At 70.6% G+C, this 12,918-nt stretch carries 6 protein-coding genes; all 6 read right to left on the reverse strand.

Features of this window, described 5'->3' with window-relative positions:
• Positions 1-137: 137 nt before the first annotated feature.
• Positions 138-1,187, reverse strand: coding sequence for a hypothetical protein (locus CFB41_RS24755; RefSeq protein ID WP_256941164.1), 1,050 nt, complete (start codon positions 1,185-1,187; stop codon positions 138-140).
• An 89-nt stretch (positions 1,188-1,276) separates the two neighbouring features.
• Positions 1,277-5,527: a DUF4132 domain-containing protein gene (locus tag CFB41_RS24760; RefSeq protein ID WP_089458243.1), complete on the reverse strand. Its 4,251-nt coding sequence runs from the start codon at positions 5,525-5,527 to the stop codon at positions 1,277-1,279.
• Positions 5,528-5,695: 168 nt separating this feature from the next.
• Positions 5,696-7,933 carry an SWIM zinc finger family protein gene (locus CFB41_RS24765; protein ID WP_089458244.1) on the reverse strand — a complete coding sequence of 746 codons (2,238 nt, stop codon included), beginning with the start codon at positions 7,931-7,933 and terminating at the stop codon, positions 5,696-5,698.
• Entirely contained in the window at positions 7,930-9,054 is a 1,125-nt protein-coding gene (locus tag CFB41_RS24770) for a VWA domain-containing protein (RefSeq protein WP_089458245.1), read from the reverse strand. The genes CFB41_RS24765 and CFB41_RS24770 overlap by 4 nt, the downstream gene beginning before the upstream one ends.
• Before the next feature lie 100 nt (positions 9,055-9,154).
• The gene (locus CFB41_RS24775; RefSeq protein WP_089458246.1) at positions 9,155-11,641 is read right to left on the reverse strand and encodes a DUF5682 family protein; all 2,487 of its coding nucleotides are present in this window, start codon (positions 11,639-11,641) and stop codon (positions 9,155-9,157) included.
• 144 nt (positions 11,642-11,785) lie between these two features.
• Positions 11,786-12,892: an AAA family ATPase gene (locus CFB41_RS24780; RefSeq protein ID WP_089458247.1), complete on the reverse strand. Its 1,107-nt coding sequence runs from the start codon at positions 12,890-12,892 to the stop codon at positions 11,786-11,788.
• Between the last annotated feature and the right edge of the window lie 26 nt (positions 12,893-12,918).

The following is a 12,918-nucleotide window of genomic DNA, read 5'->3' on the forward strand; positions in this document are numbered from 1 at the left end:
TCGTGGTGTTGCGCGCGACGATGGCGGGCAGTGGCTCGCCTTTCTCCAGCCTCGTCTGGCCCAATGGGGCCGGGCGGGGCCGGACGCGCCGCGGTGCCCGCCCGCTCGACCGTCCGAATTCGGATGATGCCGACGCGTCAAGCCAGATAATCGGCGACCTCGTCCGGCGTCAGGAACCGCACCAGCGTCACGGACGGATCCTGCGCCGGATGGAACACGGCATTGAAGCCGTTCCAGCTTCGCTGGATACCCTCTTCCGTCTCCAGTGCGATCAGCACGCATTTGCCGTGCTTGCGGTGGCTGCGTAGCGGCGCTTCCCCCCAGGCGAGCGCCAGGTTATTGACGAGTACGCCGTTCGAGTACGCATGCGCCTGCAGCCAGTGAAACTCGGAAGTGTCCTGATCTTCGTCACCCCTCCTCAGCGCGATCGGCTTGCCGACGCGCAGCGTCTGCGCGTGTTCGCCGATCAGGCGCTGCAACAGCGTGAACGCGTGGAACGTGTTGTTGACCGCATGCACGCTGGCCACGAAGCCGGTGCCGGAAGCCGGCAGCACGACGACGCACTCCGGTTCGTTGCTCATCGCCGACGCGAGGCACAGAAAGTACAACTGGTCGAACGGCAAACTGCCGTTGTCGGCCATCCGGTCAAGCAACGACTGCAACGCGGTATCGGCGACGAGATCGCGGTGATTGTCGCAATCGCGCATCAGCATCGCCATCAGCGGCAGGACGAGCGTATCGACCGCGTCCCGCAGCGCATCGACTTCCCGACTCTGCTGCGCGCTCAGTGCATCGAGCCGTTGACGCGCCACTTGCCAGTCGCGCCGTTCGTCATCGGTGGCTTCATCGTCGCCCTCCTCGACTTCCGTCGCGCAAAACGGCGCGAGTTCGGGCAGCCACGCCGCCAACCTCGCCTGCGCGGCCGGAAACAGGATGCGCGGATCGGCCCCGCGCTCGACGATCGCGCCACCCAACAGCGCGAGCAATGCCGCGCGATTCGGGTGCAGCGTCGGCAGTTCGGCTGCGCACGCGTGCAGGATCGCGTCGGCGCGGGCAGGATCCTGTGCCTGCTCACGCAATTCGTCGACTTCGGGCAGCGCGAAGAAATCGTCCATCGTGAAGAGATCGGCTTCGTCGAGTATGGGCCGGCGCAGGACGGCAAGGAATTCGGGTGTCAGTAACGTCATGGCTGGTGTTGTAGCAAGGAAGAACGTGCGATGTCGGAGAGGTCGAAGCGGACGGCGCAACGCTCGGCCGCTTCGGTGGCGCGCACGCGTTACTCGCGCATCCCCTCCAGATCGCGAATCAGCTCGCTCGCCGAGATCTCGTCGAGCGTCGACCACGCATCAGCCTCGCGAATGCTGCCCCAGTTCGACGGCGAACCGGCCTGCAACGCACCGAGCTCCTGGTCCGGATACATGTCGACGGCCCCGACGATGATCCCCGGATCGAGCGACAACTCGATCACCTTGCCCGCGCCGAGCGGCTTCGTGAAATACCAGATGCAGCCGGCGTCTTCCACCTGGCCGCGGCGCCAGCCCTTGTTGACGAGCCCGAGCACGCGGCCAGTCGGTACCTTGACGCCCTTCCAGCGTTCCAGCAGCCGCCCGTTGCGCTCGTCGTCGGTGAGCCGGTACACGTCGCGGCCAAGCTGCGCAAACGGCTGCAGCAGTTCGTAGTCGGCGAACACCTGCCCGAACGCGGCAGCGTCGGCCGGCGCGATTTCCAGTGCATGCGGCACACCGATGCGGATCGTCACGCCGTCCGGCAACGTGAACGCATCGTCGTCGGCCGTGGCCGCGGTGCCGTCTTCCGCCACGCGGAAGCAGGCCTTCAACGTGCCGCCGAAGTTGCCGCCATCGTCGACTTCGTATACGCCCCAGACGAGACGCTGAACCAGGTGGCGCACCAGCGGATGCTCGGCGAGAAACGTGCGGAACACTTCGGGCGTCCAGCGGCGACGGCTGCACATCGCCACCTCGAGCCGCGCGAGCTGCTGGCTCGCGATAGTGCGCGCATCCTTCTTCAGCAGCTTGAAGCGCTCGACCGCATCCTTGCCCTTCACGGGATCGTCGGTCTTCTTCGGCTTCGGCAGATCCGCGAGCCGCGCACCGGCCGCGCCGTCGGCGCCGGTCTCGCGCACATACGGCTTGAGCGTCTCGTCGAAGCCGACCCGGAACGCGCGCGGACCGAAGTCGAGCAGCATCGTGCCTTGCGCGTCCAGCCCGAGATCCGGCGCGAGACGATCCTCCAGTTCCTCCGACGACAGCCCGCGCGCTTCCGCGATCGCCTCGATCTTTTCTCGCGCGCGGTCCTGCAGCGCACGGAACTTGACCTTCTGCGCGATGCCGTTCAGCAACATCAACGCGACGTCGCTGCCGATCGAGGCCAGCACGTCGAGGCCGGTCGCCGCGCGTGCATGCGCCGACTCGCCGGGCCACGTGCGGATCAGCGGCGTCAGCTTGCGTGCGGTGTCGTCGTTGCCGAACAGGCCCAGCGCGGTCAGCGCCCAGCCCTCCTTGCCCGGCGCGCCCGCATCGAGCCATGCGTTGAAGCAGTCCCACGAGAAGTCGGCCAGCGACTCCGCCGTGCACGCGTCCTTGACGATGTCGATGCCGCCATAGATTTCTTCGCTGGTCGGGAACGTCAGCATCTGGCCGAGGTGGTCGAGCGCCTCGTCCGGCAGCGCCTTGCCGTTCTTCAGCACCGGCCGGCGCCAGCCGCGCGGCTGCCAGAATTCGGGCAGCTTGCTGCGCTTGGTCGGGAACCGGTCGAGCGGACTCTCGTCGAGTACCGCGCGCACGGCCTGCGGCACCGCGGCGTCGGCATAGCGCGCGGCGACGTCCATCAGCAGCGCCTCGTGGCCGTTCGCCTGCAGCAAACGCAGCGCGGTGCCGGCGCAGTCGCGCGCTTCGCCCGGCTTGCCGAGCGACGGCGCGATCAGGCCGCTGGCCGCATGCTCGGGAAACTTCAGCAACCACGCCCGGCCGTCGTCGCGCAACGTCTTCAGCTTCGCGAATGCGCGGGCCGCGATCGGCGCGCATTCGACCGCGCCATAGTTCAGCGCGTAGCTGAAATTCTCCGTCGGCTTGTTGCGCACGGTTGCGATGAGGCCGGGCAATGCGGGCAAGCCGAACGTCGCCATCAGCATGTCGACGCCGGTCGTGCTGTAGTCGCCCGCAATCGCGTTCCAGATGTCGACCGCCACCGCCGCCGGCAGCAGCGTCAGGTACTCGGCGCGCAGCGAGTACCAGAAGTACCGCTCGCGATTGCGCTCGTCGATCATCGCGCGCCACGCGGCGACGAACGCCGGCGCATCGCCTTGCCGGATCGCCTTCGCCGCGGTCTCGCCGAGCGGCCCGTAGTACTTCTTGCTCGCGTCGAAGCCGAGGCCGGCGACCAGCGTCAACGTGTTCTTCGCCGCCTCGGCGAGTCGCTTCACCTCCCACTGGTCGGGCGTTTTCGCCTGGGTGCGCTTCGCTTCGTCCCAGCTTTCGACCGGCGCCAGCTCGAGCGGCTCCAGCGTCAGTGCAGCGGCCTTCTTCTGCCGCGCGGCCAGCCATGGCGGCGCCGCGAGCACGCCCGGCAATTCGTCTGCCGAGGCGACCTCGGCCGGGCCGGCCAGCAGCGCGAGCAGCTTGTCGATCACAGCCTGTGCCGGCGCGTCGAGCCAGGGCCGCAGCCCGTCGACGTGCGCCGCATGCGCGCGCAGCAGGCGCGTCAGGCTCGGCGTCAGCAGCCCGGCATCCTTGCCGCCCGCGGCCACGAGCCGCGACAGCGCGACCATGCCCGCCACCGGCCAACGATCGAGCGCGAGCGACAGGCGCGCGAGCGCGCCCTTCGAGCCGCTGGCGACCTTGGCCAGCGCGGCCACCGCGTCGGGCGTGCCGATCGCGGCGAGCCCGTCGCCCGCCGCATCGTCTGCGGCGCCGCGTTCGAGCACGTCGAACGCCGCGGCACCGCGTTCGCGCAGCGTGGTTGCGACCATCCGCGACATCCCCCAGAACGAATGGCCATAGCTGTCCGGCCGGATTTTCGCGGCGATCGCGATCGCATCGGGATCGGTCGCGGTCAGCAGCATCCAGTGCAGCGTCTCGGGCACGTCGCGCTCGGCGCCCAGCCGGCGCGCCAGTGCATTCGACACGTGCGGCGCATCGGGCAACAACAGTGCGGGAACGGGCTGGCGAGTCGGATGCAGCGTCGGCAATGCAGCCTCGATCCGGTCGACGCAGGCCTGCCAGTCCGCCTCGCTCGCGGCGGCGAGATGCTCGCGCAGCGCGGCTTCGCTGCCGACGATCGGCCCGCGCCAGTTGCCGCGCACCGGGCCGTCGACATGCGTCGTGAAACGATGGACGCGACGCTGCGCCTGACGGTCGTAGTCGGCGTGCACCTGGATTTTCAACGCATCGAGCAGCACGTCGATCGTCCCGGTCAGGCCGTATTGCGCGACGAGGTAGTCGACGACCGGGCGGCCGATCGTGGTTTCGCCGTGATAGTCGCCGACGGTCATGGCCAGCGCGAACAGCGCGGCATCGGCTTCCGCATCGGCCACCGGCCCGGCGATCGGCGTGCGCGCGGCCAGCCGGTCGAGCATCCGCTGGACGGCCGGGCGCAGTGCCGCATCGGTCGCGCCGATGTCGATCGAGTAGCCGTCCTTGCCTTCGATTTTCAGCCACGCGGCACGCACGTCGAGCGCCGCCACCTCGACGGGAAAGCGCCGCGACGCATAGGCTTCGCGCTGCATCTGCGACGACAGGCGCACGGGGTCGCCGTGCGCCAGCCACGGCGGCGTGCCGGTGTCGGCGACGACGGGCGCGGCCGGCGCCGGCGCGGCAGCCCCGGTCGCCACCGACTCGCCGAGCGCGACGGCGGTCGCCTGCGCGTGGTCGTGCACGGTTGCCGACGTTCCCCAGCCAACCAGCAGACGGCGCGACTTGAGCAGGTCGAACGCCATCGCGGCGCCCTGGTCGCCGACGTTGTAGCGGCGCTTGATCACGGCGGCCGTCAGCCGCTCGCCAGGCTTGACGTCGCCGTTCGCGATCTGCGCGCGCAGGGTCTCGAACACGCGCTCGCACTGGGCATCGAAACTTTCGGCGGCGACGGGCGGCACCGGTGCGGGGGCCGCGGTTGAAGCGGCCGTCGAAGGCAGCATCGATGCGGCCGGCTGGCCCGACGGCGCGGGTGGCTCACCACTCGCGACATTCAGCGCGGCGGGTTGCGCGCTCGCGTCCGCGGCCCCCTGCGGCGCGGCGGACGAGCTTGACGACGGCGCGGCGGCCGGCGGCTTCGCGGCGCTCGCGCCGATGCTGGCGCCGGCCGCCACCGCCACTTCCGCATAGCCCTTGCCGGTCTTCTCCTTGACGAGCTTGTCGAGCGCGGCGCGCGCCTTCGCGTCGTCCGCGAACGCCTTCGTCTGGCTCTGGCCCGCGGTGCCGATGCGGCCCCAGCGGATATTGAGCCCGGAGCCGTCCTGCTCCACTTCCCAGAACTTGCTGGAATTGCCTTCGATCAGTTCAAAACGACGCATCCGTTCCCTCTCACTCGGATCGACGACGCAGCACGATGCCGCGCCTGCTTGCCGTGGCCGCCTCGCAGCCACGACGCCCTCTCGTTCATTCATCCCGCGATCCGTGCAGCCTGCACGGCGACTCGCGATGTCGGGCGCTGCCTGCTCGCCCGGTCGACGGTCATGCCGTCATTGCTCGACGATGCCCAGCAGCAGCAACGTCAGCGAACCCAGTTGCGCCAGTAGCGACGCCGCTTGCGCGGCACGCAGGCCATCGGCCAGCGCGCGCAACAGTTGGCCCGCGTGAGCGAGGCCTGCCCGCTCCAGTCGCGCGGCCTGCGCCAGCGCCCGCTCGACCGCGCCGCCTCCCTGATGGCGCATGCCCTGGCGCAGCCACTCGGCCAGCAGCGCCAGGGTGTCCTCCGCGAGCGCGACCAGCTCGGGCAACGACTCGCGCCCGCCCGCCAGCGGCAGCGGTTGCGGCGCCGCCGCTTCGGTCTGCAGGACGACGGCGCGCTGCGCGGTCAGCACAGCCAGCGGCCGCATCACGGCCATGCCCGCATGCAGGCGCACGGTGCCCGCCAGCGCGCGCAACGCGCCCCATTCGCCGGACAGCGCGCGCGCCAGCGCATCGACTGCGCCAGGCGCCACGGCGCGATGCGGCAGCGCGAGGTGCAACACTTCTTCGCCGGCCGTGTCGGCTTCGCCCTGTGCGAGCCGCGCGTGCAGCACCTGCGCGGCGGCATCCCAATGGACCGACCGCACGACCATCGGCTCGAACGCAACGACGTGCAGCGACCCGGCCGCGCCGGCCGCCGCGCCGTTCGCCGCCTGCCGCGGCCGCACGAAATCGGGCAGCTCGTCACGCAGGTGCGCGACGAGCGCCGCGATGCCCGGCTGGCGGATCGGCGCGGCGAGATCGTCCCAGGATTTCAGTGACAGCGGCAGCACGCCCGTCTGCCGTACGCCGGCCGCGATGTCGACCGCGCAGTTCGCGCGCCGCTTCGCGGTTTTCGTGACGACCTGCCCGGCCGCGATCTGCCGTAACGGAAAACCCGCGACGCGGCGGCCGGCCAGATCCGGTGCCCGGCCGCCGGCCGCGACATCGGCGGCACGCGGCCAGTTTCGCGTCAGCACCATCACGGTCTGCGTGTCGGGATCGGCAAACAGCACGCTCGCCCCCTCCTCCGCTTCGTCGGCCCACAGCTCGACGCCGAGCGACACCAGCCGCAGATGATCGAGCTCGACCTCGCCCTTCACGCCGATGCCGAGCATCTGGCGGGCCGGCACCGGGGCGCCGTCGCGCTGCGTCGCGGCCGTCATCGCCGCGCGCAGACGCGCCCACAGTTCGGCCAGCACGCGCACGAGCCGCAGCGGCTCGAAACGGCTGCTGCGCGCATGCTGCGCGTGCACCAGTTGCCAGGCTTCGTCGAGCGCGTCGTCGACCCACTGCCAGCCGCGCTCGCGCAGCCGGCCTCGTAGCGACGCCACGCGCGCGGCCAGCGCGATCGCCGGCTGGCTCGAACCGTCCAGCCACAGCGCGTGCACCAGCTTGTCGAGATCGGCAATCAACGCGCGCGCCGCGTCGTCGCGCAACGGCGACCGGTCGTCGTCGCGCTCGCTTTCGTCACCGGCCGGCGGACGCACCTCGACGATCGTCTCCGATACGCCATCGTCCGGCGCGCCGGCCTGGCGAAACGCCCAGACGGCGACCAACACGTGCGCGCAGCCGCTGCCCTGTCGGCAATCGCAGCGTGCATGTGCCAGCGAGCGTCGCGAGAAGAACCGCACGGTGCACATCGGCAGTCGTGCAACCGGGGCCCCTTGCGCACCGACCCGCCGCTGCACGGCCACGACGGGCCGCGCAGCCGCCATGCGCGCGGCCTGCTCGAGCACCGACGGCGCGAAACTCTCCGCCAGCACGGCATCGTCGAAATCGGCCGGGCTCCATGCGCGATCCGCGGACGATGTGTCGTTCGTGTCGTGATCCGGTAGTGCATCGTCCACGCCGCCGCGCGTGGCGTCGCTCGCCTCGTCACGCGGATCGCAGGTCGCGTCGTCACGCGTATCCGATTGCCCCGTCTTGCCGTCTGCGCCTGCACTCGGATTGCCCGAATCAGCCGCATCGACCGCTTCGCTCGCCTGCATCCTCGCCTGATAGGCCAGCACCAGCATCACGCGATGCCGGCACATGCCGCTCGCCGTGCAACTGCACGTCGCGTCACGCAAGGTCCGGTCCGGCGGCAGGCTGGTCCGCACGCCGTCGTCGAACGACGCGTGCACCGTGCCGTCGCCGTCGACAGCCAGTGCCGGCACCGCGCCGGCCGCGACATCCTTCTGCGCCCGCTTCACGAACCCGGCGTTGGCGAGCGCGGTCAGCGCCTCCGGCGTCAGTTCGAGCAGGTCGTCACGCAACGGCGCGCTCATCCCTGCACCTTCTCGGCGAGCCACGCGGCCAGTTGCCCGGGCGTCATCGCGCCGACTTGCGCGCCGGCGTTCACGAGCCGCGCGGCCATCTCGCGGTCGTACGCGGGTTCGGCCGCCGAATCGAGCGCGGCCAGCCCGAGCACGCACGCGCCGCTCTCGGCCAGCGCCTTCACGCGACGCACGAGCTCATAGCCGCTGCCGCCTTCGTAGAAGTCGCTGACGAGCACGACGACGGTGCGTGCAGGATTCGCGACGCAGGATTGCGCATACGAGACGGCCTTCGCGATATCCGTGCCGCCGCCGAGCTGGACCTTCATCAGCAGCTCGACCGGGTCGGATACGTCAGCGGTCAGGTCGACCACCGACGTATCGAAGGCCACGAGCCGCGTGCGCATGCCCGGCAATTGCCACAGACACGCGGCCATCACCGCGCTGTGGATCACCGAGTTGACCATCGACCCGCTCTGATCGACGAGCAGCACGATGTCCCACGGTTCGACCTGGCGTCGCGTGCGACTGTTGAAGACCGGCGTGTCGAGATACAGCTTGCGCCGCTCGGGATGCCAGTGGCGCAGGTTCGCGGCCAGCGTGCGCGTGTAGTCGAAGTTGCGCGCGATCTTCATCCGCGAGCGCCGGCGCCGGTCGCGCGTGCCGCTGAACGCTTGCCGCACCTCGGTCGCCAGCCGCTCCATGATGCGCCGGACCACCTCGGCAACCAGCCGCCGCGCGGCCGCCAACACCTCGGGATTCATCAGGTGCTTCGTGTGCAGCACGGCGCGCAGTAGCGACTCGGACGGCTCGATCCGCTCCAGCACGTCGAGGTTCGTGACGACTTCGTCGATGCCGAAGCGCTCGACCGCATCGCGTTCGAGCCGGTCGATCACCTCTTTCGGAAACAGCGTGTGGATCGTGTTGATCCAGTCCGGCGTGCTCAGCGCGGACGGCCCCAGGCCGGCGCCGCGCTCGCCACGCTTCGCGCGATCGTCGTCGCGACCGTACAGCCATTCGAGCGCCGCATCGGCGGCCTGCGCGTCGGCGCCCGGCGTGCCGCACGCGGCTTCGGCCGGTTCGCCGAGCAGCAGGCGCCAGCGTTCGAGCGGACCGGGAATGTTCAGCGGCATGGCAGGACTCGCGGAAACCGCATCGCGCCGTGCCGGGACGGCGCGACATCGTGGTGAAGGAGGAACAAGCGGCGCGCGTGGCGGCCCGTCGATCGATGGATCACGACGCCTCCGGATCGGGCGTGAGCCCCCAGCGCCTCAGGCGACCCAGCACCTGCGCCTCGATGCGTGCGGCGTGCGCGGCGGCCTCGGGCGATGCGTCTTCCGCGTGCCGTTCCGTCAGCACGCGTCGCGACAGGTGCGTCGCCTGGTGCAGCGCGAGTACCTGGTCGGCGAGCCGCCCGCGCTCCTGCGGCGGCAACCACGCGAACGCGCCGCGCAGCCCCGGTAGCGCGAGCACGAAATCGGCGTCGTCGAGCGCGCGCACGGTCGCATCCATGCCCGCGACGAAGGCAGGGGCACTCGCCAGTGTCTCGCGCGCCAGCGCAAGCAGGCCGCCGAGCGCATCGCCGAGCGCGGCGGCCGGCATCGCCTGCAGCAGCGCCATCGCATCGTCGATACCGGCGACGGGTCGACCGTCGTCGGTGCTGGCATGCGCGGCGAGGCCGAGCAGTGCCCCGAGCGCCGCGCCGCGACTCGCGGGCGCCGCCGCCGTATCGGCCGCCTTGCGCCGCCAGACGGCCAGCGCGCGCAACGGCTCGATCGCGAGCGGCGCGTGGCCATCCGCATCGACGCCGGCCAGCCCATCGGCCACGATCCGGCGCAGCGCGACGTGCCCCTGCACATGCGTATCGAGATCGGCCGGCGCCAGCGTGACGGCCGGCTCCAGCAACCAGAGCGCGCGATCGAAACCGGCCTCGACGACGATCCGCAACACCGGCGCATCGTTCATGCCGAGCAGATGGCCGTGACGCAGCAGCGTATACAGGTTGTCGAGCGCCGGCGCGAGCGACTCGAAGCGCTGCTCGCGCGCGACCGCATCACGCAACGTATCCAGCAACGTGTCGCTCAATGCCGCCAGCCCGGCCCACGCGGCGCGGTTCAAGCCCTCCGCGAGCGGTGCGATGCGACCGCCGGCCTTGCGTAATTCATCCTCGAGCCGGGCGCGCGCCGCATCTGACAGCGTCGCGCCCCACGCGCCGGCTTCGATCAGCGCGGCCTGCTGCTCGAGCGGCTCGCCGAGCTGCCACACCTCGTCACGCTCACCGGACATCGCCAGCTGCGGGCCCTGGTGGCGCACGATGCCGGGCACGCGCAACAGCGCCAACCGGTGCAGCACACGGCTGCGCGCGCGCCCTTCGTCGGTCAGCAGATCGAGCGTCAGCGTGCCGCGCAGCACGATGCCGAGCGCGGCCAGCTCGTCACGCACCGCGGCGACGAGCGGCGGTTGCGGCGTGCCGGGCGCGAGTTCGCCCGCCACATCGCCGGCCAGTGCATCCATCGCCTCGACCAGCACCGGGTCGGTGCCGGCCCGCAGCGGCCCGCGATAGGTCCACGGCAGCGGCGCGTCGAGCGCCTCCTTCACGAGCGCGCCGGCCAGTGCATCGAGCCAGTCGCAGCGCAGCGGCCGCCGGTGGCCACGCAGGCGCGCCAGCCCCTCGGCCCGCACGTGCACGGCAATCAGGTCGGCCGTCGAGACGGGAAGCTTGCGCGCGCGCAGCCGCTGCATCACGTGCTCGAGCACGCGCCGCGCGGCCGCTTCGGCACCGTGCGCCCAGACCCACTGGTAATAGGCCGGCGAGGGCATGCCCGATGCGTAGCCCGCGAACGCGTCGAGGCGCTTGAACGTGTAAGGCACGAGATACGAACCGTAGCGGACGCTGTGCGCGGCTTCGCCGGCGGTATTCGAATCCGCATCGGGCACGCACGCGTCGCTCGACTGTCCGTCGAACATGGCGCCGGCGCCGCCGTCGATCGAGCCGGGTTCGGGTGTATCGGGCAACGCGGCCGGCAGCGTGCGCCAGAGCCGCGCCAACGCCGGCGCGTGATAGCCGCCGCAGACGACCAGCACGTCGTCCGCCTGCCCGCCGGCTTCGGCAACCGCCCACGCGATCCAGCGGGCCATCATCCGTTCGCGCGCCCGGTTGCCGAGCGAGCCCGGATCGTCGTCGCGCAGATGCGAGAAGTAGGTCGACAGGCGCTCCGCGAGTTCGTCCAGCGCGTCGGGCGTATCGCCGACGTCCTCGAACAGGTGATCCCACACCGCATCGCGGCCCTGCACGGCAAGCGTGTCCGCCAGCGCACGCTCGTAGGCGTCGGCGCGTGCCTCGTGTTCGGCGTCCGCGACATCGGCATAGCGGTTCTCCAGCCGCGAGAATGCCGCGTGCCACGCGGGCAGGTCGATGAAGCGCACCGTCGCGCCGACTTCGCGCCCCGCCTGCAACGCCTGCCATTCCGGCGAATGCTCGGCGAACGGCGTCCACGAGCCGTAATGCGCGGCATCGCCGGACAGATAGCTGTAGATCGCGATCGGCAGGCGGTGAGGACGATACAGTTCGTCGAGCCGGTCGTTGAAATCGGCCGGCCCTTCGATCAGCACGTAGCGCGGCCGCCGCGCACGGATACGCTCGGCCACCAGCCACGCGCAGGCGGGGCTGTGATGCCGGATGCCGACGATGTGAGGGGGGCTGGACGTGTCGGTCTGCATGCGGCGCCCGTCAGTCGACGTCCATGCATGCGGCGCTGGAGCGCGCGACCGACCTGCCCGCGTCGCCGTGCGCGCCGCGCTCGTCACGCACCTCACGTCGCGGCCCCGGCATGCCGCCGTGAACAGTCGCCTTCATGTCGGGCGTCACGGCAGGCGGTGGCGCGCCGCGTAGTACGCACGCCAGTGCGCCCCTTCGCGCCGAGCGGCCTTCTGTTCGAAGTAGCGGCGCAGCTTCGCGCGATCGTCGGCGTTGTCCTTGACGACGGTGCCGGCGATGCAGTCGACCAGATCCTGCGGCGACCCTTCGCGCTGCTCGAGAAACCATGCGCGCACCCCGACCGCATGCGCGACGTTCACGGCTTCGGCCGTCGACATCACCGCCGTCAGCCGGTCCATCGCGCCGTCGCTGCCCGTCGCGTCGCCGGCCCCGCCGCGCAGATCGCGAAACGTGGTGACCAGCAGTTCCAGCACCGGCTGCGGCACCGCCGCCGGAATGCCGCTGCCGGCCAGCAGGCGTGCGCTGGCTTCGCGCACGAGCGCGAGCTCGCTGTCGAAGTCGAGAATCGGAAACACGGTTTCGAAATCGAAGCGCCGTTTGAGCGCAGCGCTCATCTCGTTCACGCCACGGTCGCGCGTGTTCGCGGTCGCGATGATGTTGAAGCCTTCGCGCGCATACAGCATCCCGTGTTCGCCATGCAGTTCGGGCACCGCCATCACGCGGTCCGACAGCATGCCGAGCAGGCAGTCCTGCACTTCCAGCGGCGCACGCGTGATTTCCTCAAAACGCACGATCCTGCCGTCGTGCATGCCCTGGTACAGCGGCGCGGGCACGAGCGCACGCGGGCTCGGCCCTTCGTTGATCAGCAACGCGTAGTTCCAGCCGTACTTGATCTGGTCTTCGGTGATCGATGCGCCGCCCTGGATCGTCAGCGTCGACGTGCCGCTGATCGCGGCCGCCAGCAGCTCGGACAGCATCGATTTCGCGGTGCCGGGCTCGCCGACCAGCATCAGCCCGCGGCCGGTGGCGAGCGTGACGAGCATGCGCTCGATGCTCGCGATCGGTGCGACGATCTTCGGCGCGATGCCGAGCGCACGATCGCCGGCGATGAATGCGCGGGCGGCCGTCAGGCTCAGTTGCCAGCCCGGCGGACGGGGTTGGGCGCCGTCCTGCGCCTTCAGCTCGGCGAGCTGATCGGCATACAGGACTTCAGCGGGCGGACGCTGCAATGCATGCGGTTGAGACGGGGCCATGTCTGCTTCTTCTTGTCTTGTATTCG

The organism is Burkholderia sp. AU33803, assembly GCF_002223095.1.
In the GTDB taxonomy this organism is placed as follows: Bacteria; Pseudomonadota; Gammaproteobacteria; order Burkholderiales; family Burkholderiaceae; genus Burkholderia.